This window comes from Streptomyces sp. NPDC015125, assembly GCF_043080045.1.
Classification (GTDB): domain Bacteria; phylum Actinomycetota; class Actinomycetes; order Streptomycetales; family Streptomycetaceae; genus Streptomyces.
The window spans coordinates 114,588-138,378 of record NZ_JBIBVF010000018.1 but is presented as its reverse complement, the minus strand read 5'-3'; the positions used below and the strand labels follow the sequence as shown (position 1 = coordinate 138,378).

At 71.0% G+C, this 23,791-nt stretch carries 17 protein-coding genes; 9 read left to right on the top strand and 8 right to left on the bottom strand.

All coding sequences use genetic code 11. From position 1 onward, the window contains the following. The first annotated feature begins 110 nt into the window (after positions 1-110). From ACF088_RS29675 to ACF088_RS29665, 3 genes are all read left to right on the top strand, one after another. Positions 111-995, top strand: coding sequence for a GNAT family N-acetyltransferase (locus ACF088_RS29675; RefSeq protein WP_392378938.1), 885 nt, complete (start codon positions 111-113; stop codon positions 993-995). A gap of 198 nt (positions 996-1,193) precedes the next feature. After that, positions 1,194-1,877, top strand: a complete 684-nt coding sequence (locus ACF088_RS29670; protein WP_311623090.1) for a GntR family transcriptional regulator — start codon at positions 1,194-1,196, stop codon at positions 1,875-1,877. A 98-nt stretch (positions 1,878-1,975) separates the two neighbouring features. Continuing rightward, complete coding sequence (locus tag ACF088_RS29665) at positions 1,976-3,229, top strand: nitrate/nitrite transporter (RefSeq protein WP_392379000.1); 1,254 nt, start codon at positions 1,976-1,978, stop codon at positions 3,227-3,229. A 147-nt stretch (positions 3,230-3,376) separates the two neighbouring features. Here ACF088_RS29665 and ACF088_RS29660 read toward each other — a convergent pair whose 3' ends face one another. Both ACF088_RS29660 and ACF088_RS29655 read right to left on the bottom strand, forming a co-directional pair. Next, the gene (locus ACF088_RS29660) at positions 3,377-4,201 is read right to left on the bottom strand and encodes a maleylpyruvate isomerase family mycothiol-dependent enzyme (protein ID WP_392378937.1); all 825 of its coding nucleotides are present in this window, start codon (positions 4,199-4,201) and stop codon (positions 3,377-3,379) included. A 146-nt stretch (positions 4,202-4,347) separates the two neighbouring features. Then, positions 4,348-4,878, bottom strand: coding sequence for an LURP-one-related/scramblase family protein (locus ACF088_RS29655; RefSeq protein WP_392378936.1), 531 nt, complete (start codon positions 4,876-4,878; stop codon positions 4,348-4,350). 64 nt (positions 4,879-4,942) lie between these two features. Between ACF088_RS29655 and ACF088_RS29650 the strand changes: the two genes are divergently transcribed. Beyond that, positions 4,943-6,760: an NHL domain-containing thioredoxin family protein gene (locus tag ACF088_RS29650; RefSeq protein ID WP_392378935.1), complete on the top strand. Its 1,818-nt coding sequence runs from the start codon at positions 4,943-4,945 to the stop codon at positions 6,758-6,760. A 72-nt stretch (positions 6,761-6,832) separates the two neighbouring features. On the opposite strand, the gene ACF088_RS29645 is transcribed toward ACF088_RS29650, so the two are convergent. The 5 genes from ACF088_RS29645 to ACF088_RS29625 all read right to left on the bottom strand — a co-directional run bounded on the left by ACF088_RS29645 (position 6,833) and on the right by ACF088_RS29625 (position 14,562). Next, the gene (locus ACF088_RS29645) at positions 6,833-7,483 is read right to left on the bottom strand and encodes a DUF4232 domain-containing protein (protein WP_392378934.1); all 651 of its coding nucleotides are present in this window, start codon (positions 7,481-7,483) and stop codon (positions 6,833-6,835) included. Positions 7,484-7,857: 374 nt separating this feature from the next. After that, a complete protein-coding gene (locus tag ACF088_RS29640) occupies positions 7,858-8,706 on the bottom strand; it encodes a DUF4232 domain-containing protein (protein ID WP_392378933.1) in 849 nt (282 codons plus the stop codon). Positions 8,707-8,919: 213 nt separating this feature from the next. After that, the gene (locus tag ACF088_RS29635; RefSeq protein ID WP_392378932.1) at positions 8,920-11,034 is read right to left on the bottom strand and encodes a BTAD domain-containing putative transcriptional regulator; all 2,115 of its coding nucleotides are present in this window, start codon (positions 11,032-11,034) and stop codon (positions 8,920-8,922) included. 1 nt (position 11,035) lies between these two features. Next, positions 11,036-12,331, bottom strand: coding sequence for a M18 family aminopeptidase (locus tag ACF088_RS29630; RefSeq protein WP_392378931.1), 1,296 nt, complete (start codon positions 12,329-12,331; stop codon positions 11,036-11,038). A gap of 404 nt (positions 12,332-12,735) precedes the next feature. Continuing rightward, entirely contained in the window at positions 12,736-14,562 is a 1,827-nt protein-coding gene (locus ACF088_RS29625) for an acyl-CoA dehydrogenase (protein WP_392378930.1), read from the bottom strand. 164 nt (positions 14,563-14,726) lie between these two features. On the opposite strand from ACF088_RS29625, the gene ACF088_RS29620 reads away from it, so the two are divergent. The 3 genes from ACF088_RS29620 to ACF088_RS29610 all read left to right on the top strand — a co-directional run bounded on the left by ACF088_RS29620 (position 14,727) and on the right by ACF088_RS29610 (position 17,605). Next, the gene (locus tag ACF088_RS29620) at positions 14,727-15,203 is read left to right on the top strand and encodes an SseB family protein (protein ID WP_392378929.1); all 477 of its coding nucleotides are present in this window, start codon (positions 14,727-14,729) and stop codon (positions 15,201-15,203) included. Positions 15,204-15,416: 213 nt separating this feature from the next. Then, positions 15,417-16,370 (top strand): pirin family protein, encoded by a 954-nt coding sequence (locus tag ACF088_RS29615; RefSeq protein WP_392378928.1) that lies wholly within the window; start codon positions 15,417-15,419, stop codon positions 16,368-16,370. Between the two features lie 98 nt (positions 16,371-16,468). Continuing rightward, a complete protein-coding gene (locus tag ACF088_RS29610) occupies positions 16,469-17,605 on the top strand; it encodes an AI-2E family transporter (RefSeq protein WP_392378927.1) in 1,137 nt (378 codons plus the stop codon). Here the strand turns inward: ACF088_RS29610 and ACF088_RS29605 are convergent. Continuing rightward, the gene (locus ACF088_RS29605; protein ID WP_392378926.1) at positions 17,545-19,698 is read right to left on the bottom strand and encodes a SpoIIE family protein phosphatase; all 2,154 of its coding nucleotides are present in this window, start codon (positions 19,696-19,698) and stop codon (positions 17,545-17,547) included. The genes ACF088_RS29610 and ACF088_RS29605 overlap by 61 nt on opposite strands. Positions 19,699-19,964: 266 nt before the next feature. Between ACF088_RS29605 and aspS the strand changes: the two genes are divergently transcribed. Both aspS and ACF088_RS29595 read left to right on the top strand, forming a co-directional pair. Next, entirely contained in the window at positions 19,965-21,728 is a 1,764-nt protein-coding gene (gene aspS / locus ACF088_RS29600; RefSeq protein WP_392378925.1) for an aspartate--tRNA ligase, read from the top strand. Positions 21,729-21,941: 213 nt separating this feature from the next. After that, positions 21,942-23,666 carry a hypothetical protein gene (locus ACF088_RS29595; RefSeq protein ID WP_392378924.1) on the top strand — a complete coding sequence of 575 codons (1,725 nt, stop codon included), beginning with the start codon at positions 21,942-21,944 and terminating at the stop codon, positions 23,664-23,666. Positions 23,667-23,791: the final 125 nt, after the last annotated feature.

Genomic DNA, 23,791 nt, shown 5'->3' with positions numbered 1-23,791 from the left:
CAGACTTGAGGCGGACCCGACATCGCTCTCCGGTACCCCTTTCGGCAGATGCCGGGCCCGTTGCGGGAAAGGGTTTGCGGCGGTCGGCCGTGCTGCCTACGGTCGGCGAAATGAGCAGCGAAATGATCATCCGGCGTTACAGGGCATCCGACCAGGACGTGGTCACCGATCTGTGGTCCCGGGCCGTGCAGCGGGCGCATCCCCTCATCGACGGGGAGGACCGGGCCGAACGGGCCCGGACCCTCCGTGAGGCGGACCTCGTCCGGGCGGAGAACTGGGTCGCCGAGCGCGAGGGCAGTGTCGTCGGGCTGCTCGGGCTGCTGCCCGGCGAGTCCGGGGAGGGGAGCGGGGACGGAAGCGGGGACGGTCCCGGGGCCGGGGTCGGCGGGCTGGTGGTGGCACCGGAAGCCCAAGGGGGCGGTATCGGGCGGGAGTTGCTGGAGCATGCGGCGACGCTGCACGGTGCGCTGGCCCTGGAGGTCTTCGAGGGGAGCGGCGCGGCCCGGCGCTTCTTTGCGCACCTGGGTTTCACGGAGCGGGGGCGGCGGACGGACGAGGAGACCGGCCGGCCGCTGATCGCCCTGGAGCGTGCCGCGCCGCTGAAGTCGGTGGGCTGGCTGCATGTGCGCGACGGACGGCTGCTGAGTGTACGGACGCGGGGGAATGACACGTTCTATCTCCCGGGTGGCAAGTACGAGCCCGGAGAGACCGCGCGGGAGGCCTTGTCGCGTGAGCTTCGCGAGGAGCTCGGCCTGGTGGTTCCGGCCCAGGACCTCTCGGAGGCGTTCGTCATCCATGACGTGGCTCATGGCAAGAACGGGCGCCGGCTGCGGATGACCTGCTTCACCGGTGGGCCCCAGGACATCGCACCGGTCCCCGGCCGGGAGATCGCCGAGTTCGCCTGGTTCGACCGCCGGGAGGCACGCGAGCGCTGTGCCCCCGCCCATTCGCAGGTGGTGAACCGGCTGATCGCCCAGGGGCGGATGCCGGGCTGAGGGCGCGGCACCCGGGCGGCCGGGCAGGCGGCGGCCGGGCCGGGCCGGGGGTGCCTGCCGCCCGGCCGCCGCTCCGCGGTGACCGCGACGCCGACAGCGCTCCATCAGGACACCCCGCCCCGCCCCGCCCCGCCCCCGCCGTGTCCGCATCGCGGAATGAAGTTTCGGACGCATACCTGTTGTATCTATCCTGTGTGCATGCCCTCCGCCTCCACGCCCACCGCCCCTGCCAGAGAGCCTGCCGCCAAGCAACCGCCCGCCGCCGAACGGGTCTATGCGCACATCAAGGACGCCGTCCTGGACCGCCGCTACGAGGGCGGGATGCTGCTCACCGAGGGCGAACTGGCCGACGCGGTGGGGGTGTCACGGACGCCGGTGCGTGAGGCGCTGCTGCGGCTGGAGGTCGAGGGGCTGATCAAGCTCTACCCGAAGAAGGGTGCGCTGGTGCTGCCGGTCTCCGCGCAGGAGATCGCCGATGTCGTCGAGACCCGGCTGCTGGTGGAGAAGCACGCCGCGGCCAAGGCGGTGCCCGTGAGCGAGGCGCTGGTCGGCGAGCTGACCGAGCTGCTGGAGACGATGCGGGAGCAGGCCGCCTCCGGTGATCTGGCTGCCGTCTCCGTCACCGACCGCGCCTTCCATGCTGCCATTGTGCGCAGCGCCGGCAATCAGATCCTGGACCGGCTCTACGAGCAGCTGCGCGACCGCCAGTTGCGGATGGGTGTCGCGGTGATGCATGCCCACCCGGACCGGATCGCCAAGAACATCACCGAGCATGCGGAGATCCTCGAGGCCCTGCGCGCAGGGGATGCGGACGCCGCGACCGACGCCGTGCAGCGGCACGTCAGCTGGGTCCGTCACCTCGCACAGGGGGATGTGCGATGAGTGGTGGTTCCGGAAGTGCCGACAGCTCCAGCAGCTCCGGTATAGGCGGCGGCTCCGCCAGGCTGCTGCCCGCCGACCCGCCCGGCGGCCGTCGGGCCATGGCCGTCTGGGGCATCGGCGTTGCGGTCTACTTCGTCGCGATCACTTACCGCACCAGCCTCGGCGTGGCGGGCCTGGACGCCGCCGAGCGCTTCCACATCAATGCCTCGGCGTTGTCGACGTTCTCCATCCTCCAACTGCTGGTGTACGCGGGGATGCAGATCCCCGTCGGTCTGCTGGTCGACCGGCTCGGCGCCAAGAAGGTGCTGACCTTCGGCGTGGTGCTCTACACCGTCGGCCAGTTGAGCTTTGCGTTCTCCTCCTCGTACGCCATGGCACTCGGCTCCCGTGCGCTGCTCGGCTGCGGGGATGCGCTGACCTTTATCAGCGTGCTGCGGCTGGGCTCGCGGTGGTTCCCGGCCCGCCGTGGCCCGATGATCGCGCAGATCGCCGCGCTCGTGGGTATGGCGGGAAATCTGGTCTCCACGCTCGTCCTCGCCCGTTTCCTGCACACCTTCGGCTGGACCCCGACCTTCGCCTCCAGCGCCGTCGGCGGCATCGTCGTGCTGATCGTGCTGCTGCTCTTCCTCACGGACCATCCCAAGGGCTTCGAGCCGCCGCCCGCATCCGGCGAGCACACCGGCACGGGGTTCGTGCGCCGGCAGATCACGGATGCCTGGCGGGAGCCCGGCACCCGGCTGGGCATGTGGGTGCACTTCACCACCCAGTTCCCGGCAATGGTGTTCCTGCTGCTCTGGGGGCTGCCGTTCCTCGTCGAGGCGCAGGGCCTGTCGCGTGGCACCGCCGGTGAACTGCTCACGCTCGTGGTGCTCTCCAACATGGCGGTGGGCCTGATCTACGGCCAGGTCATCGCCCGCCACCACGCGGCCCGCATGCCGCTGGCGCTGGGCACCGCCGGCGCCACGGCTCTGATGTGGGCGACGGTCCTGTGCTGGCCGGCCGACCATGCGCCGATGGGGCTGCTGATCGTGCTCTGTGCGGTGATGGGCGCCTGCGGCCCTGCCTCGATGATCGGCTTCGACTTCGCGCGGCCCGCCAACCCGCCGGAGCGTCAGGGCACCGCCTCCGGCATCGTCAACATGGGCGGCTTCACGGCCTCGATGACGACTCTGCTCGCCATCGGCGTCCTGCTGGACGCGACCGGCGACAACTACCGGATCGCCTTTGCCTCGATCTTCGTCCTGGAAGCGACCGGGGTCTCCCAGATCCTGCGGCTGCGGCGGCGTGCGGCGCGGCGCGAGCGCGAACGGCTGGTGGTCAGCCGGGTGGAAGCGGTCCACGTGCCCGCATGAGGCTTGCAGGCCGATCGGTCGGCGGCCGGGTCCGTTTCACGTGAAACGGACAGGGCTGTTTCACGTGAAACGGCTCACTCCGGGGCCAACTGCTCGTGGCCGGCCAACGGTCAGGGCGAGTGAGGGGGTCCCACCGGAACCGCCCCGCTACGGCGTGATGGCGAAGTTGCCCAGGATCGCCTGGGCCAGCTCATCGTCGCCGTCGATCTTGATCTGTTCGGCGACGGTCGCCGGGCGGACCCGGCCGCAGGCCAGCTGGTGGAAGGTGTCCCAGTCCAGGGCGAGCGTCACGGTCGGGCCGAGCGAGACACTGCCATCGATCGTGGCATTGCCCTCGGCGTCGAGGCGGACCGTGCGCAGGAACTCCAGCGGCCCGCTGACATCGAAGACCACCGCCGAATCGGCGGGCGCCTGGGCCCTCTTGGCCACGATGCCGGGCAGCACCTTCACCAGCAGATCGCGGGTCACATACGCGCCGGGGGAGTCGAGGTTGCCGGGCTTTCCGAGGGCCCGACGCAGGTCCTGTTCGTGGACCCAGACGTCGAACGCCCGCTGCTGCAGCACGAATTCCAGCGAACGGTCCTCACCGAGCGGGCTGCGCACCACGGCGTCCGGCTGCCGGGACTCGTTGCGCAGCTGCCGTGAGCGGCGGATGACGGTGTATTCGAGCTCGCTGAGCATCTCCGGCGCGGTGTGGTGCCGGCGGACGTCGACCTGCACCTCCATGCGTCGTGCCGACTCGCTGCGTACGTGGTAGAGGTCGCGCGGCAGCGTATGGATCGGCCGCGGGTCACCCAGCATTTCGCATTCCAGGCCGATGACGTGGGAGACCACATCGCGAACGGACCATCCTGGGAGGCCCGTCGCCCCGTTCCACTCGCTTTCGACGAGCGGGGTGACCAGCTCGGTTATCGCTTCTATGGAGTGAGTCCAGGCATCGATGGAGGATTGAAGGCTGGGATGGACGGTCACGGGACCCCTCGGACGGTTCGTACGCGGGCTGCTGTCTGTGCAGTCAAGTTACGCTGCGCACGGGCACCCCGGCAGTGCTTTCGGGTGACCATCGTAGGCCGATGTTGCCGGGCCGCAGAGGGCCGTACGGCCGGGAAGCCCGCTCCTCAGTCCTCCCCGCGCTCCCGCTCCGCCAGCCGGATCACACACACCGCGACGGCGATCAGCAGCGGCGGATCCGCGTCGTCCCGTACGACATTGACCGCATAGGTGTCGCGCACGGTCAGCCAGCGCCGCGAGATCTCCGCCAGCAGTTCGCCCTCGTACTCGATCGCGAACTCCCGGTCCAGGATCTTTCCGCTGACATCCAGCTCGGTGCCGTCCACCAGCTCGACGCGGTAGTGATTGCGCAGCAGCGAGAGCCGCTTGCGCTTGATCGTGGCCAGCGGCTGGTCATCCCGCTCGATGGTCATGGTGTCGCGCAGGCTGAGCATCTTCTTGCGGATGGTGATCAGCACCCGCCGCTCGGTGTCCTTCAGCTCGAAGGTCTCCCGCAGCCGCAGCGCCTTCCCGTCCACGAGGAAGGCGTGCCGCCCCTGCTCGTCGTCGATCCAGTAGTCGTCGCCGATGCCGAAGATGCGGTCGCGCACCGTGTATTTGCCCGTGTGCGGGGGTGGCCCCCCGGGAGATTGCTCCATGGCTGACGTGTTCCCGCCGGTACCTGCGGAATGCGCACGCACCGGAGTGACGTTGAATGTGCACATGGCTTCACGTGCACGCGTCCGCGCCCCCGAGCTGATCGGCAAGGGCGGCTGGCTGAATACCGGTAACAAGGATCTGACCCTCTCCGACCTGCGGGGACGCATTGTCGTTCTGGATTTCTGGACTTTTTGCTGTGTGAATTGTCTGCATGTCCTGGACGAGCTGCGGGAGCTGGAGGAGCGGCACCGCGACACCGTCGTGATCATTGGTGTGCACTCCCCGAAGTTTGTGCACGAGGCCGAGCACCAGGCGGTCGTGGATGCTGTGGAGCGCTATGGCGTCGAGCACCCGGTCCTCGACGACCCGGAGCTCGCCACGTGGAAGCAGTACGCGGTAAGGGCCTGGCCGACGCTCGTGGTGATCGACCCCGAGGGGTATGTCGTCGCCCAGCACGCCGGCGAGGGCCATGCGCACGCCATCGAGAAGCTTGTGGAGGAGCTGGAGGCCGAGCACGCGGCGAAGGGCACCCTGCGCCGCGGCGACGGCCCCTATGTACCGCCGGAGCCGGTCGCCACCGCTCTGCGCTTCCCCGGCAAGGCGGTCCGGCTGCCCGCGGGCAGCTTCCTCGTCTCGGACACCACCCGGCATCAGCTGGTGGAGCTGGCCGCCGACGGCGAACAGGTGCTGCGGCGGATCGGCACCGGCGAGCGCGGTCTGACGCCGGACTCCTTCAACGAACCCCAGGGCCTGGCGCTGCTGCCCGATGGCCGGGTGGCCGTCGCGGATACCGTGAACCACGCGATCCGTGTCTTCGACCCGGCATCCGGTGCGCTGGAGACCGTGGCCGGTACCGGCAAGCAGTGGTGGCAGGGCTCGCCGGCCTCCGGACCGGCGCGTGCGGTGGACCTTTCCTCGCCTTGGGACATCGCCTGGTGGCAGGACCGGCTGTGGATCGCGATGGCCGGCGTGCATCAGCTGTGGACCTGGGACCCGGCCGCCGGCACGGTCGAGGTCGCGGCCGGCACGACCAATGAGGGCCTGGTGGACGGCCCGGCCGCGCAGGCGTGGTTCGCCCAGCCGTCCGGCCTCGCCGCGGCCGGCGACCGGCTGTGGATCGCGGACTCGGAGACCAGTGCGGTCCGCTGGGTGGAGCCCCTGGAGCCCTCCGCAGCAGGTGACGGCTATGTCATTCGTACGGCCGTCGGCACCGGCCTCTTCGACTTCGGGCACCGCGACGGCGCCGCGGACCAGGCGCTGCTCCAGCACCCGCTGGGCGTGACCGCCCTGCCCGACGGCTCGGTCGCCATCGCGGACACCTACAACCACGCGCTGCGCCGCTTCGATCCCGCGACCGGTGAGGTGACGACACTGGCGACGGACCTGCGCGAGCCGTCCGCCGCGGTGCTCGTCGACGACGACATCGTGGTGGTGGAGTCGGCGCGGCACCGGCTGACCCGGCTGCGGCTGCCCGAGGAGGCGATCCGCGTCGAATCGGTGGCGCACCGCACCCAGCGTGCGGCCACCGAGGTCGCCCCGGGCACGCTGCGGCTGGAGGTGGTCTTCCAGGCCCCGGCCGGTCAGAAGCTCGACACCCGTTACGGCCCCTCGACGCGGCTGCTGGTCAGCGCGACGCCGCCGGAGCTGCTCGCCGACGGTGCGGGCGCGGGCACCGATCTCGCGCGGGATCTGGTGCTCGCGGACGGGGTGACCGAGGGGGTGCTGCATGTCTCGGCGATGGCCGCGTCCTGCGACGATGCCCCGGACATCGAGTACCCCGCCTGCCATGTGCACCAGCAGGACTGGGGCGTCCCGGTCGAGATCGCCGAGGGTGGGGTGGCCCGGCTGGGGCTCGTCCTGGCAGGGCTGGACGCCGAGTAGGGGCGAGATCCCGGGCCCGTCAGCCGGGACCGGGACCTGGTCGAACCGGTGGGTGGCCGATGCGCCGGCGGATCAGTTCCCGACGCCGCCCGCCAGCTGTGCCCCGTGAAGGCTGGAGCTCCAGTTGGTGATCTTGCTCTTGCCGACGGAGATGTGCAGCCGCTTCTCCGCGAAGTTGACGGTGACCGGACCGTGCGTGACCGAGCTGGCCGAGATGCCCATGAAGTCGATGGCCACCGACCTCTGCTCGGTGCCCTTGGCGGCTGCGGTGTTGGTCGGGATGACCGCGTAGGCGTAACCGTGGGCGGGCACGGTGATACGGGTGCCGTCGAAGTGGCCGGGGGTGCCCTGCTGCAGGGGCAGCGGGGCCTTGGCGTTGTTGAAGCGCAGCAGCGGCGCGTTGTAGAGCTTGCAGTCGCGGCTGGTGGAGTTCTTGAACTTCACTGCCACATGGCTCTTCGGGCCGGTCTGCTGCGAGAACGTGACCTTGTACGTGCTGGGGTAGCAGTCGGGCACCCGCCGGGACGCCGCCCCCGCGGTGCCGGCCGCGGCCGCACTCCCGCCGATGATCCTGCGCTTCTTGCTCTTGGAAGACGAGGTGGAGGACTTCTTCGACTTCTTCGAGGAGTGGCTGTTGCAGCCGGTCAGTGCGAGAGAGCCGGCCAGTCCGAGGGCCAGTGCGGCGTACGCGGCGGAACGACTGCGGGAGCGGCGGACGGTCATGGGTGGTTCCCCCAGTGGAGTGCTGCAGTCAGCGAGGTGCGTCTGTCATGGCACGGCCACGATATCCATTGCCGGCCGATGCGCCAGGGTGGGTGCGCCGGGCCCTTGGCCGATGTGCCATCAAAGCGGGTCAGATGGTTCGTACGCAGCAAAGATCCGTCCGTGGCACGGGGCGAAGACCGGCTTGTGGGCGGGGCCGGGACCGCTCCGGGGCAGGCGCCGGAGATCCGTCCGGGCAAGTCAAAGGGCGCCCGCTGGGGGATGCGGGCGCCCTGGTTCAGGGGGATCTTCGTTGGTCGCGTCGCGGTTAGTCGCGTCGCGGATGGTCGCGTCGCGGATGGTCGCGTCGCGCGACCCAGGTCAGCGGACCCGGTTCACCAGGCGGCTGCCTCGCTCGCGTCCGACTGCCAGTACGTCACCCACGCGCTGTCGTCGAGGTGTACCGAGCCTCCGGGGAGCGCCACCGCCGCCGAGCCGCCGATGCTGCCCTTGCCGTCGCGCCCGGGGAGGCTGACCGACAGCGAGGTCACGGTGCGGCCGTGGCGCCCGGAGCCGTCGGCGGACGAGGTCAGCACACCGGCGTAGCCGGACTCGCCGGGGGCGAGCGTGACCACGGACTGCGGCCTGCTGGCCGGCAGTTCGGCGAGCGGGGACTGCGCCTGGTCGAACCGCAGGTAGGGGGCGTAGTAGAGGTCGCAGGTGGCACCGGAGGTGTTGGTGGCCTCCAGCAGAAGGTGGTTGACCGGCCGGGTCAGCTGCTTGGCCACGATACGGATCTCCGCGGCGTCGCACGCGGTGTGCCGGATGCCGGAGGTGTTGCCGGAGGCCTTGCCGGACACGTCCGCGCGGTGCGGGCCCGCTCCGGTGGCCTTCGTCCTCGCATCCGTTCCGATGCCGTTGCCGCCCCGCCCCGCGGAGGCCTGCTCCGTCCGGCCGCCGTCGGTCCGGGTGCCTCCCTGCCCGGCCTCCTCGCCCTGCGCCGCCGGGGCCTCGGCGGCCTCGGCGGCCTGCGGCGACGGGTTGAACGGCTTGGCCGCGCTCGTCTTGAGCGGGTTGTCCTGGCCGCCGCAGGCGGTGAGCGTGAGCGCGGCGACGGCGGTCAGCCCGGCCGCGGCGATCCGCAGCGTACGGCGGCGGACGGCACGGGACCCACCAGGGGCGACGGTCACGGCCCGGGCGCCGGTCTCGACAACGGCTTCGGATCGGGCGTGGCTGCGCGGCATTTCGGGTCTCCCCCGGTCGGTGGTCCGTACCGCCCCGGCGGTACGTCCTGCGGTCCGGCCGACTCTGTCCTGCGGCCTGCACACCAGGTTGCCGCCCACCGCTGCCGTGCCACTAACGTGCGCCTAACGTTCCCGCGTCCGGGCCGAGCCGGGCCGGGCCGAGCCGGGGCGGGCCGGGCCGAGCCGAGCCGGGGCGGGCCGCTCGGCCACGGTTCAGCCCCGGCCGTCGCTCCCCTTGCTCCCGTCACCGGTTCCGCTCGTGCCCCGCTCACCGCTCTCACCGCTCTCACCGCGCTCATCGCGCGCGAACAGCTGCGTCAGCGTGCTGATCGTGTAGACGTCGGTGGCCTCTTCGTCCACCAGATGCATCTCCGTGAGCCGGTCCAGGCCGTCCTGGGTGCGCTCCGGGTCGTACCCGGCGAGCGCCGCCGCCAACGAGGCGTTGAGGTGGCCGTCCGCGCTGGTCGCCAGTGCGCTGAGCAGCCGTGCATCGTCGGCCGACAGCCGGGCGACGGACATCCGCAGCGCCGCCGCGATGCCGGTGTCCTCCGCCGACAGCAGCGCCAGCCGCCGCCGTTCGTCGCGCAGCGCCGCCGCCAGCCGGGCCAGCCGCCAGCGCGGCCGGGCGGTCAGCTGGGCGGCCGCGGCCCGCAGGGCCAGCGGCAGACCGTCGCACAGATCGACCAGCTCCCGCGCGGCGGCCGGGTCCTCGGCGACCCGCTCCGGGCCGAGCATGGCGCCGAGCAGCGCCGCGCCCTCCTCGTGGCCGAGCGTCTGGAGACCGACCGGGCGGGCCCAGTCGGTGGCGACCAGACCGTCGAGACGGCTGCGGCTCGTGACGACCGTGGCGCAGTGCGGGCCACCGGGCAGCAGCGGCCGTACCTGCGCCGAGCTGCTGGCGTTGTCGAGGACGACCAGCAGCCGGCGGTCCGCGACCAGCGACCTGAACAGCGCCGATGCGGCTTGCGCCGAGCCGGGCACCCGCTCCGGCGGAGTGCCGAGCGCCAGCAGGAAGTCGCGCAGAATCTCGGCCGGGGGCGCCTCGTCGCCCTCGCCGAAACCGCGCAGATCGGCGAAGAGCTGCCCGTCGGGGAAGGCCCCGGCGTGCAGATGCGCCCACTGCACGGCGCAGGCGGTCTTGCCGACGCCGGCCGGTCCCGCCACCACAGCGAGCGGGCTCTCGCCTGTCGTACGGTCCGTCAGCACCGCGGTGAGTGCGGAGAGCTGGTCCTCCCGGCCCAGGAACCGGGCGGGCGGACGGGGCAGCAGCCGCGGTGCCGCACCGCCCCGACCGGAACCGGACCCGTCACGCACGCCGGCCGTAGTGCCGGGCTGCGTCCCGCCGGCACCTGGCGCATCAGGACCACCGTGCGCCTCATTCCGGTCGGCGGTCCCCTGGGCGTGCGTCTGCCCCTCACTGCCAACGGGCCGCGCCCCGGCGCCCGTGGCGGAGCGGTCCACTCCCGGAACACCGGGGCGGCCGCCGGAAGCCTCCCCGGAACGAGCTGCTCCGGACGGTGTCCCACCCGATGCGGAGCCCGCGCCGGATGCCCCGGGCTTCGCCGCGCCCGGCCGGTTCCCGCCGGCCGCCTCCGCGCGCAGGATCTCCTCGTACGCGTGGCGCAGCCGCTCGCCGGGATCGACACCCAGCTCCTCGTTGAGCAGCCGTCGGGTGCGGTGGAACCACTCCAGCGCATCGGACTGCCGCCCCGTATGGAACAGCGCCCGCATCAGCCCGGCGATCAGGCCCTCCCGCAAGGGGTGGTTGACGGCGGCGGAGTAGAGGATGGCGGCGGCCTGCTCATGCTCGCCGAGGGCGCCGTGCGCCCGCCCCAGCGCCTCCACGGCCGTGAGCCGGCGTTCCTCCAGGGCATGTGCGGCGGCCGCGAACGGCGGGCTGGTGACCGTGCCGGTCAGCGCGGGCCCGCGCCACAGCCCCAGCGCCTCCTGCAGCAGCGGTACGGCATCGCCCGGCGCCGCCTCGGGGCGCGCCAGAGCCACCAGCTCACCGAAGCGGTGGGCGTCGATCAACTCCTCCGGCAGCCGCAGGAGATAGGCCGAGCCATGGGTCGTCAGCTCGATGCCGTACGCCTCCGCACCGCCCTCGGCGAGCGTGGCGCGCAGCCGCGAGACATGCCCCTGGACGACCGTGCGGGAGTGTTCGGGGGGCTCGTCCTCCCACAGGGAGTCGATCAACTGCTCCAGTGGGACGGTGGTGTTGGGCTGCAACAACAGCAGCGCCAGCACACTGCGCCGTTTGGCGGGCCCGAGCGACAGCTCCGCGGGGCCGGTCGTGACGGCGATCGGACCGAGCAGTGAGAATTCCAACTCAGCCCTCCAGGAAGGCCGTCAGGGCGTTCGCCAGCAGATACGGGTCCTCGGAACCGCACAGTTCGCGCGCCGAGTGCATGGACAGGATCGCCACGCCGATGTCGACCGTGGCGATGCCGTGCCGGGCCGCGGTGATCGGCCCGATGGTGGTGCCGCACGGCATCGAGTTGTTGGACACAAAGCTCTGCCACGGCACACCGGCCCGCTCGCAGGCCGCCGCGAAGAGGGCCCGTCCGCTGCCGTCCGTCGCATAGCGCTGGTTGACGTTGACCTTGAGGATCGGCCCGCCGTTGGGCATCGGGTGGTGCCCCGGCTCATGCCGTTCGCCGTAGTTGGGGTGGACGGCGTGGCCGGTGTCGGACGACAGGCAGACGGTGCCGGCGAAGGCCCGCGCCCGGTCCTCGTACGAGCCGCCGCGGGCGAACACCGAGCGCTCCAGCACCGTGCCGAGCAGCGGCCCGTCCGCCCCGGTGTCGGACTGGCTGCCGTTCTCCTCGTGGTCGAAGGCGGCCAGTACCGGAATGCTGGTCAGCTCGCTGCCGGCGGCCGCCGCCGCGGTCAGGGCGGCCGTACCGGCGTGTACCGACAGCAGGTTGTCCATTCGTGGCCCGGCCACCAGCTCGCGGTCGCGGCCCAGGTAGGCGGGCGCCTCGATGCTGTGCGTCATCAGGTCCCAGCCCTTGATGTCGTCGGCCGGTATGCCGGTCTCCTCGGCGACAAAGGTGATCAGATCGCCCTCGGCGACCTCGCCCAGGCCCCAGATCGGCGTCATATGGCGTTGCTTGTCGAGCTTGAGGCCGTCGGCGTTCACCGAGCGGTCGAGGTGCACGGCCAACTGGGGCACTCTCAGCAACGCCCGGTCGACATGGACGAGCCGGTGGCCGCCGTCCCCGAGCGTCACCCGGCCGCTCAGCCCCAGGTCGCGGTCGAGCCAGGTGTTGAGCAGTGTGCCGCCGTAGATCTCGACGGCGATCTGCCGCCAGCCGCGGGAGCCGGTGTCCGGAATCGGTTTGACGCGCAAATTGGGAGAGTCTGTGTGAGCACCGACAATTCGGTACGAAGTCGAGGCGTCGGCGCCCTCGGGCACGTACCAGGCGATGATCGCGCCGCCGCGCAGCACATACTTCCCGCCGGTTCCGCCGTCCCACTCATCGACCTCGGCGACCTGCCGGAACCCGGCCTTCTCCAGCCGCTCCGCCGCATTCGCCACTGCGTGGTAGGGCGACGGACTGGCGGCGAGGAAGGACATCAGGTCGTCGGTGTGGCCGCGATCGAAGCGGGCGGAGTTGGTCATGGATTCAGCATAAGGAGCCGGACCCCGCATTCCTCGTGCGCATGCAGGGTGACTCCGGTCCCTTCCGGCCAGGATTTTCGGTATTCGGGACCGGGAAGCCTCTGGAGCGGGAGATTCCGGGTTCCGGGCCGACGGCCCGGCGTACGTCGCGCACCGTCCGCACGTACACCGCGCACTGTCCGCGCGTACACATCGCGTGCCGTCCGGCGCCGTCCGGCGCCGTCCGCGCGTCCGCCCGGCGCACCGCTCGCGCGTCCACAGCCGCCTCGCGTCCGGCCCTGCCGCCTGCCGGGCATGACGAAGCCCGCCTCTCCGGGGGAAGAGAGGCGGGCACCATCAGTCTGGAGGGCCCGTCTGAGAGTTTCCTAAGAGACCCGCCGCAGCGGGGCCGCGGAAAGGCGCTCCTAGAACGCGGCCTCGTCGAGCTCCATCAGCGACTGGTCGACGGACTCGGCCAGACCGCGCTGGACGCCGACGCCCGGCAGGACGTTGTGCGCGAAGAACTTCGCCGCGGCAATCTTGCCGGTGTAGAAGGGCTTGTCCTTCGCCGAGGCGCCGGCCAGCTTCTCGGCCGCCACGGCCGCACCCTTGAGCAGGAGGTAGCCGATGACGACATCACCGGAGGCCATCAGCACCCGGGTGGTGTTCAGGCCGACCTTGTAGATGGACTTGACGTCCTTCTCGGTCGCGGCGAGGTCGGTCAGCATGGCGCCGACGATCGCCTCCAGGTCGGCGGCCGCCTTGGCCAGCTCGCCGCGGGCCTGCTCCAGCTCCTCGCCGCCGGTGCTGTCCGCGAGGAACTTCTTGATCTCGTCGGAGAGCGCGGTGAGCGCCTGGCCCTGGTCGCGGACGATCTTCCGGAAGAAGAAGTCCTGGCCCTGGATCGCGGTGGTGCCCTCGTAGAGGGTGTCGATCTTGGCGTCCCGGATGTACTGCTCGATCGGGTACTCCTGCAGGTACCCGGAGCCGCCGAAGGTCTGCAGCGACTGCGCCAGCTGCTCGTAGGACTTCTCCGAGCCGTAGCCCTTCACGATCGGCAGCAGCAGGTCGTTGAGGCGGATCGCGGCGCTCGCGTCCTCGCCCGCGGTCTCCTTGACGATGATCTCGTCCTGGACCGTGGCGGTGTAGAGCACCAGGGCGCGCATGCCCTCGGCGTACGCCTTCTGCGTCATCAGCGAGCGGCGCACGTCGGGGTGGTGGGTGATGGTGACGCGCGGGGCGGTCTTGTCGGTGAAGGCCGCGAGGTCCGGGCCCTGCACGCGCTCCTTGGCGTACTCCAGCGCATTGAGGTAGCCCGTGGAGAGGGTGGCGATGGCCTTCGTGCCGACCATCATCCGCGCGAACTCGATGATCTTGAACATCTGGCGGATGCCGTCGTGCTTCTCGCCGAGCAGCCAGCCCTTGGCCGGGTGGTTGGCGCCGAAGGTCATCTCGCAGGTGTTGGAGGCCTTCAGGCCCATCTTGTGCTCGACGTTGGTGGCGTAGGCGCCGTTGCGCTCGCCCAGCTCGCCGGTCTCCCAGTCGAAGTCGTACTTCGGCACGATGAAGAGCGACAGGCCCTTGGTGCCGGGACCGGCACCCTCGGGGCGGGCGAGGACGAAGTGCACGATGTTCTCGGACATGTCGTGCTCACCGGAGGTGATGAAGCGCTTGACGCCCTCGATGTGCCAGGAGCCGTCCGCCTGCTGCACGGCCTTGGTGCGGCCGGCGCCGACGTCCGAACCGGCGTCCGGCTCGGTGAGCACCATGGTGGAGCCCCACTGCTTGTCCACCATCAGCTGGGCTATGCGGTGCTGCTCCTCGGTGCCCTCCTCGTGGAGGACGCCGGCGAAGGCGGGGCCGGACGCGTACATCCACACGGCCGGGTTGGCGCCCAGGATCGTCTCGGCGAAGCCCCAGAGGAGGGAGCGCGGCGCGGTGGTGCCGCCGAGCTCCTCCGGGATGCCCAGCCGCCACCACTCGGCGTCCATGAAGGCCTGGTAGCTCTTCTTGAACGTGTCCGGAACCGGCGCGGTGTTGGTGTCCGGGTCGAAGACCGGGGGGTTGCGGTCGGCGTCGGTGAACGACTCGGCCAGCTCGTTCTCGGAAAGCCGGGTGATCTCGGACAGCACGCTCTTGGCGGTGTCGACATCCATCTCCGCGAACGGTCCGGTGCCGTACACGCTGTCACGGCCGAGCACCTCGAAGAGGTTGAACTCGATGTCGCGGAGATTCGACTTGTAGTGCCCCATGGATACGGCTCCGTAAGGGTTCGGGAGGGAGGACCTCAAACGCAAATACCAGCAAGTAGCAAGCGCCTACGATGATGCTACCCACCGGTAATAAGAATCAACCCCTACCGCCCATCTGTGACGAGCGTCCCCCGGCGAATCGCCGACTCAGTACGCTGTGGCGCATGTACGGCTACGACCAGAACGCGGGTGCCGGGCAGCAGCAATACGGAGCGCCGCCGCCCCCGCCGCAGCAAACGCCCCCCGGGGGCTACGGCGAAGCGCCGCTGTATCCCGAGCCGTCCCCGCCCTCCCTCGCCGATGCGGTGCGCGCCTTCACCACCGGCTCGATGTCGGCCGAGGACTTCCAGGGCATCTTCTCCACGTCCAAGATCTACTGCCCGCGCGGTGACAACCCCGGGTTCCTGGCGCTGCACAACACCCAGCAGCCGGTGATCCCGATGTTCACCTCCCTCAAGGAGCTGCGGCGGTATGCGGGCAAGGAGTCGAAGTACTTCGTGATCACCGGCGCCGAGGTGCTGGACCTGCTGCCGACCGGCTACGGGTTCGTCCTCGATATGGAGGGTGACCACCGGATGGTCTTCGACGCGAAGGCCGTGGAGCAGATGGTCGACTTCGCGATGCGGCGTATGTACGGCTGACCGCCCCTGCTGTGCAGAGGGCTGAGGGGCGCCGCTGCGGCGGCATCGAGGGCCGGTCCCGGGACGGGGGCCGGCCCGATGTGTGTCTCGGTCCGGGGGGTGAGCGCGTCCAGGGTGGCCCCTTTGACCTGCGAAAATGCGTGCGGGAATGCCGCACGCCTTGCGTGTTGTTCACCATTCAACTAAGTTGAGCGAACGACCGAGGAGGCCGTCATGCCCGCAGTGACCGTAGAGAACCCGCTGACCCTGCCGCGTGTGGCGGCTCCCGTCGCGGCACAGACCCGTCCCGTGCTGGCCGTTGCCACCGCTCCGAGCGGCTTCGAGGGCGAGGGCTTCCCGGTGCGCCGGGCGTTCGCCGGCATCGACTACAAGCACCTCGACCCGTTCATCATGATGGACCAGATGGGCGAGGTGGAGTACGCGCCCGGAGAGGCCAAGGGCACGCCCTGGCACCCGCACCGCGGCTTCGAGACGGTCACGTATCTGCTCGACGGCACCTTTGTGCACCGTGATTCGCACGGTGGCGGTGGCGTCATCAACGACGGCGACACCCAGTGGATGACGGCCGGCTCGGGTCTGCTGCACATCGAGGCGCCGCCGGAGTCGCTGGTCGTGTCCGGCGGTGTCTTCCACGGCCTCCAGCTGTGGGTGAACCTGCCGAAGAGCGACAAGATGATGGCCCCGCGCTACCAGGACATCGGCGGCGGCCAGGTCAAGCTGCTGACCTCGGGCGACGGCGGAGCACTGCTGCGGCTGATCGCCGGTGACCTCGACGGCCACAACGGTCCGGGCGTCACGCATACGCCGATCACGATGATGCATGTGACGGTGAACCCGGGCGCGGAGCTGACCCTCCCCTGGCGCAAGGACTTCAACGCCCTCGCCTACGCCCTGGCCGGACGCGGCTCGGCCGGTGCGGAGGGGCGCCCGTTCCGTATGGGGCAGGCGGTCGTGTTCGGCACCGGAGACTCGATCACGATCCGGGCGGACGAATCCCAGGAGTCGCGCAGTCCGAACTTCGAGGTGGTGCTGCTGGGTGGGCTGCCGATCCGCGAGCCGATGATGCATTACGGCCCGTTCGTGATGAACACCCACGCCGAACTGGCGCAGGCCTTCGAGGACTTCCAGGCCGGCCGGCTCGGGACGATCCCCGCCGACGAGCACTGACGCCATGTCGGCAGCAGGGGCGGTGTTTCACGTGAAACGCCGCCCCTGACCCGTTTCGGGGTCCGGGTCCGGGCCTCCGGCCGTGGTGCACTGTCCGGGTGCAAAACGACTCGGAGGAAAACGGGCGCGGCGCCGGGCCTGAACGGCCACGGCCCTCAGCGCCGTTGCTGCCGGTCCAGGCCCGCCGTACCGCGGCCTGGTGTCTGGTGGGGCTGCTGATCGCGGCCGTGGTGGCCCTCGTGGTGTGGCTGTGCGTCGAACTGAGCGCGGCGGTCACGCCTGTACTGCTGGCACTGCTCGGCAGCGGGCTGCTCGGACCGCTCTACCGGCGGCTGGTGGCGATGAAGCTCAACCGTTCGCTGGCGGCCGGACTGACCTGTGCCGTCCTCGTGGTGGTGGTCGGCGGCGCCGGGTTCATCGTCGTCAACGCGCTGGTCAACTCCGGTGACCAGATCATCTCCTCGCTCAGGCAAGCCGCCAAGGACCTCTCCCAGCACTTCGGTGCGGCCGGTACGTCGCTCGACGATCTGGCCTCCAAATCCAAGGGACTGGTCACCAATTTCGGCGGCACCGCGGCCTCGGGGCTGCTGACCGGTGTCAGCGCGGTCGGCCAGTTCCTCGCCGCTTCGGTCCTGGCCCTGCTGCTGACCTTCTTCTTCCTGCGCGACTCCGACAAGGCCGTACGCACGTTGCACCACTGGGCGCCCGGCAGCTCCGCACCGCAGCTGGAGCGGATGGCCCGCCGCGGCTTCCAGGCCATCGAGGGCTTTATGCGGGGCACCACCTTCATCGCCCTGATCGACGCCATCTGCATCACCGTCGGACTGCTGATCCTTCGGGTGCCGGGCGCCATCGGGCTGGGCGCGCTGGTCTTCGTCGGCGCCTATATCCCCTACCTCGGCGCCTTCATCTCCGGCGCCGTGGCGATCCTGGTGGCGCTGGCCGACCGGGGCTTCGTGATCGCGCTCTGGGCGCTCGGCGTCGTCCTGGCCGTGCAGGTGCTGGAGGGGCATGTGCTGCAGCCGATGATCCAGAGCCGGACGGTCAAGATGCATCCGGCGACGGTGCTGCTGGCGATCACCGCGGGCGCCGGCGTCGCCGGAATCCTCGGCATGCTGCTGTCCGTACCGCTGACCGCCGCCGTCACCGGCGTACTCCACGAGCTGCGGGAGTACTACGCCGCGGGCCCGGATTCCGGTGACACCGGACCCGCCGCGTCCCCCGCGTCCTCGTAGAGCTCGAACCACGTCGACTTGCCGTCCCCGCGCGGGTCCACACCCCAGGAGCCGGCCAGCAGTTCCAGCAGCATCAGACCGCGCCCCGACGACGCCAGTTCGCCGGGGCTGCGGCGGTGCGGCAGCTCATCGCTGCTGTCGGCGACATCGACGCGGATGCGCCGGGTGCCCCGCTCACCGGTGATCTCGGCGACCAGCAGCGCATCTCCGTCGGTGTGCAGCAGGACGTTGGTGACCATCTCGGAGACCATCAGCACCGCCGAGTCCACCTGGTCCGGGTCGGCCCAGTCGTGGAGCACGTCGCGGACCTGACGGCGTGCCTCGGCTATCCGCTCCGGCTCGGCCTGCGCGACGGAGAGCACGGTGCGCCGTATGGGCTGCGGCGGGAGCAGGCCGCCGGTCCCGACCCCGCAGCCGGCGGCCTCGCGGCACAGCAGCAGCACGGCGATGTCGTCCTCACGGCGGTCCACCAGCGGTCCGGTGGTGTGGTGCGAGGGCGGTCCGTGCACGGCCTGGACCAGGGCGTCGGCGAGCCGCTCCAGGCTCTCGCCGTCCCCGCCGGACTCATGCGTCTCGATGATGTCGCGCAGTCGCGCCCAGCCGGTCTCCAGATCGTGGCCGCCGGTCTCGATCAGCCCGTCGGTGCACACCATCATGGTCTCGCCGGGCTCCAGGACGAGCCGGGTGGTCGGGTAGTCGGTGTCCGGGACGATGCCCAGCGGCAGCCCGCCCGCGGTGGGCCGGACCAGCACCGTGCCGTCGCTCATCCGGATCGCCGGGTCGGGATGGCCGGCCCGTGCGATGTCCAGCAGTCCCGTCGCCGGATCCACCTCGATGTAGAGGCAGGTCGCAAAGCGCTGGTCCTCGCCGTGGCCGCGGAGTTCGGTCTCGTTGATCCCGGCCAGAAACCGCGAGGCACGGGAGAGCACCGCATCGGGGTGGTGGCCCTCGGAGGCATAGGCCCGCAGCGCGATCCGCAGCTGCCCCATCAGGCCCGCCGCCCGTACGTCGTGCCCCTGGACATCCCCGATGACCAGCGCGATCCGGCCGGACGGCAGCGGGATCATGTCGTACCAGTCGCCGCCGACCGCCAGCCCGCCGCCGGTCGGGACATAGCGGGCCGCGACCGTCATCCCCGGGATGTCCGGCTGCACCGTGGGCATCATGCTGCGCTGCAGCCCCAGTGCCAGTTCCTGCTGCTCCTCCTGCATACCGGCCCTGGCCAGGGCCTGTGCCAGCATCCGGGCGACGGTGGTCAGCACCGAGCGCTCGTCGGGTGTGAACGCCACCGGCTGGGCGAACGCCGCCATCCAGGCGCCGATCGTCCGGCCCGCGTTCACCAGCGGCAGGAACGCCCAGGACGTACGGCGGAAGCGGGCGGCCAGTGGCCAGGTGCCGGGGTAACGGCGGCTGTAGTCCTGGGGCGTGGGCAGATAGATGGCCCGGCCGGTACGGATGACCTCGGCGGCCGGATAGTCGGTCTCCAGCGTCATGGCGACGAACGGCCGCTCGTCGTCGCCGTGGTGGCCGTGGTGGCCGATGACCGACAGCCGGTCGCCCTCGATGCCGAAGACCGCCAGCCCGTCCGGCATGAACCCGGGCATCGACAGTCCGGCCGCGACCCGCAGCACCTCGGCGGTGGACCGCGCCTCGGCCAGCCCCCGGCCCGCGTCCAGCAGGAACGCCTCACGCGACCGGCGCCAGTCGCCGGTGATCGGGGTGTGTGCGGCGGACGTCCCGGGCTGTGGCTCGGGCACCTCCTGAAGGGTGCCGACCAGCTCGAAGCCGCCGTCGACGACACGGGGGCGGGAGCGGGAGCGGACGATGCGCTGCACCCGCCCCCGCTCGTCCACGATGCGCAGCCGGGCCTCGGCGAGCGTCTTCTCGGCGAGCGCGAGCTGCACGATCCCGTTGATCTCGGCGAAGTCGACGGGATGAAAACGGGAGCGCACCGCGGCTTCGGTCAGCTCCACCGGGGCGGCGGGCAGCCCGAGCAGCCGGGCCGCTTCGGAGTCGAGGGTCACCCGTCCCGCTGCGTTGTCCCAGCGCCACAGGCCGGTCGCGATGGCGGCCAGGAGATCCTCGGTGCGCATTGCCTCACTTTATGTGTGTTTAGCGGGGCCGGACCAGCGATCCGGACGTGACCATCGTCCCAGTGGGGACGCCCCGCTCCGCTGATGCGTATATGTCAACGAAGGCGTGCGTGCCGGGACGGTAACCTGGAGCGGTTATGTCAATCCTGGGGTGGCCTTTCGGGTGATCCACGGGGAGAGCGACCGGGCATCCGCGCCCGTACACCTTTTCCTCTCCTCTCTCCCGACAACTCCTCACCTCGACCTCGCGACGACTTGGATGAGCGATGCATCGGTACCGGTCCCATAACTGCGGCGAGCTCCGAGCCGCGGACGTCGACACGGACGTCCGCCTCAGCGGCTGGCTGCACAATCGACGTGACCTGGGCGGCATCCTCTTCATCGATCTGCGCGACCACTACGGTCTCGTTCAGCTCGTCGCCCGCCCCGGCACCCCCGCCAACGAGGCCCTCGGCTCCCTGACCAAGGAGACCGTCGTCCGGATCGACGGCAAGGTCAGCGCGCGCGGCGCCGACAACGTCAACCCCGACCTGCCGACCGGCGAGATCGAGATCGAGGTCTCCGACGTCGAGGTGCTCGGCGCCGCCGACCAGATCCCCTTCACGATCAACGCGGATGACGGCGTCAACGAGGAGCGGCGCCTCGAGTACCGCTTCCTCGACCTGCGCCGCGAGCGGATGCACCGCAACATCATGCTGCGCACCGCCGTCATCTCCGCCATCCGCCACAAGATGGTGGCCCTCGGCTTCAACGAGATGGCGACCCCGATCCTGTCGGCGACCTCCCCCGAGGGCGCCCGCGACTTCCTGGTCCCCTCGCGTCTGCACGCCGGCAAGTTCTATGCGCTGCCGCAGGCCCCGCAGCAGTTCAAGCAGCTGCTGATGATCGCCGGCTTCGACCGTTACTTCCAGATTGCGCCCTGCTTCCGCGACGAGGACGCCCGCGCGGACCGCTCGCCGGGCGAGTTCTACCAGCTCGACATCGAGATGAGCTTCGTCGAGCAGGAGGATGTCTTCCGGCCCGTCGAGAAGCTGATGACCGAGCTGTTCACCGAGTTCGGCAACGGCCGTACGGTCACTTCGCCCTTCCCGCACATCCCGTTCCGCGAGGCGATGCTCAAGTACGGCTCCGACAAGCCGGACCTGCGCGCCGAGCTGGAGCTGGTCGATGTCTCCGATGTCTTCGCGGGCTCCGGCTTCAAGGCCTTCGCCGACAAGCACGTCCGCGCCCTGGCCGTGCCGGACACCGCCGACCAGTCGCGCAAGTTCTTCGACCAGCTGGGCGACTTCGCCGTCCAGCAGGGGGCGAAGGGCCTGGCCTGGGTCCGCGTCGGCGAGGAGAATGCGCTGACCGGTCCGATCGCCAAGTTCCTCACCGAGGACGACGTCAAGTCGCTGGTCGCCGCCCTGGACCTCAAGCCCGGCCACGCCGTCTTCTTCGGCGCCGGCGAGTTCGACGAGGTCTCCAAGATCATGGGTGCGGTCCGCGTCGAGGCCGCCAAGCGCGTCGGCCGCTTCGTCGAGGACGAGTTCCGCTTCTGCTGGATCGTCGACTTCCCGATGTTCGAGAAGGACGAGGACACCGGCAAGATCGAGTTCTCGCACAACCCCTTCTCCATGCCGCAGGGCGGTCTGGAGGCGCTGGAGACCAAGGACCCGCTGGACATCCTGGCCTGGCAGTACGACATCGTCTGCAACGGCACCGAGCTGTCCTCCGGCGCCATCCGTAACCACGAGCCCGAGGTCATGTACAAGGCCTTCGCGATCGCCGGTTACGACAAGGAGACGGTCGAGGCGGAGTTCGGCGGCATGCTCCGTGCCTTCAAGTTCGGCGCCCCGCCGCACGGTGGCATCGCCCCCGGCGTCGACCGCATCGTCATGCTGCTGGCCGACGAGCCCAACATCCGCGAGACCATTGCCTTCCCGCTCAACGGCAATGCCCAGGACCTGCTGATGGGCGCCCCGAGCGAGGTCGAGGAGGCGCGCCTCAAGGAGCTGCACCTCTCCCTCCGCAAGCCGCAGGCGAAGTAGGCGGCATCGCCCGGGGCGAGAAGCCTCGAACAGGCTGAGGGGCGGCGTTTCACGTGAAACGCCGCCCCGGCCCGTTTCCGGCACCGTGTGCCGTCGGGCGGGCGTCGGCGGCCGGGAGCGGTACGCCCCCGGGGACGGCTTCCGATACCGCCGAGTGCCCCGACCGCCCCATCCGTGTGGCAGGGCCCCGGCAGGGCACGCACTGTGGTGCCCATGCAGCAAGCCAGTCTCCTCACCGCCAGGTCCGCCCTGGGGCCGCCGGCTCGGGTGACCCGCCCCGTCCCGGCCGGCGACCTGCGGTGGCTCACCGCCGTGGCCGTCGTCTTCACCGCCTGCCTGCTCGCCTCCGCCGTCGCCGCCCCGGGCCTGGGATGGGACGAGACGGTGTACGTCAGCCAGGTCGACCCCCATGCGCCGGCCGCGTTCTTCAGCGCCCCGCGCGCCCGCGGTGTCACCCTTCTGCTCGCCCCGGTGGCGGCTCTGACGACCTCGGCGACCGTGCTGCACTGCTACCTGGCGGTGCTCTCCGGCGTCGCGCTCCTGCTCACCCTGTGCAGCTGGCGCCGCGTGCTGCCCGCCCCCGTACCGGCGCTGGGCGGTGCGCTGTACGCCGGGTTGTGGATCACGCTCTTCTACGGCGGGCAGGCGATGCCCAACCTGTGGGTCGGCTACGCCGCGCTCGCCGCCACCGGCTGCTTCCTGCGGGCCGTACGGCAGCCGCCCCGCCAGCTGGCCCCACGCGGCGACCGGGGTGCCGCAGCCGGCCTCGCCGCCGCGGTGGCGGTGGCCGCGCTGATGCGTCCCACCGACGCCATCTGGCTGGCCGTGCCGCTCTTCGCCGCGGCGCTGTGCGTCCCGTCCTGGCGTCGCCCCGCCGTGCTGCTTGCGCTGCCGGCCGGGCTGGCCCTGGGGTGTGCCCCCTGGGTCGTGGAGGCGTATCTGTCCTACGGCGGGCTCCTGGCGCGGCTGCAAAGAGCCGGGCAGATTCAGGGCGGTCTCGGCTGGCATCTGACCTTCGACGACCACGCACGGGCGCTCCAGGGCAAGACACTGTGCCGCCCCTGCCATCTGACCTGGGAACATCCGGTGACAGCGGTGTGGTGGCTGGTGCTGCCCCTGGCGGTCGCCGGAGCGGTCTGGGCGGCGCTGCACGCCCGCGAGCCCCGTGGCGGACTGCACGGGTACGGGCCGGCGGAGCGCAGCGGCGCCCGGCACCCCCTCGGGCTGGCTCCCATCCGGCCCGGCAGCCTCGGCCCGGACCCGGCGGGCGACCCCCCGCCCGGCGGTGGGCGGCACGGCCGCGGTCCTGCTTGGCCGCTGGTGCGCCTGAGCGACCCCCGCGGCCCGCTGCACCGGTACGGCCCTGCTCCCGTCGTCCTCCCGGCCCTGGTCGGCCTCTGCCTCGCCGCCCCCTACCTCCTGACGGTGGACTACGCCGCCCCCCGCTTCCTGCTGCCCGCCTATGCCCTGCTGATGATGCCCGCCGCCTGGTTCCTGTACTGGCTGACGCTCCTGCCGCGCCGCCGGCACGCCTGGGCGATGGCCGTCCTCGTCCTTGCGCTGCTGAGCCACGAGGTCATCCAACTGACGGTCTGGCACACGATGGTGCGGAGCACCGCACGTGCACAGGCCGGTGTCGAGCGGGTCGCCACGTCGCTGCGGGCGATCGGCGTACGGCCGCCCTGTGTGGTGAGCGGCGAGGAGGCGGTACGGGTGGCGTATCGGGCGGGCTGTGCGTCCCGCCAGCCCCAGGGCCATGACGCCAGCATCACCCCCGCGGGCCTGGTCCGGCTGGGTGCCCGCCGTCCGGTCGCCGTCGTGGTGGCAGGCGGTCAGCGGCCGCCGGCCTACGCCCGTGGCTGGCGGCGGGTCGCCCTGCCGCCGGTGCCGGACTTCGGACGGCTGACGGCTTATGTGTCCTCGCCGCGCAGGCACTGAGCGACGTCCTGCCCGGGGACCGGCCGGTGCCCGACGCACTCGTGCCCGCCCCGCCCCAGGGGCCGGACGGGCACGAGCGCGGTGCCGAGGGGTCCGGGAGCGAACACGCCCCCGCGAACACGCCC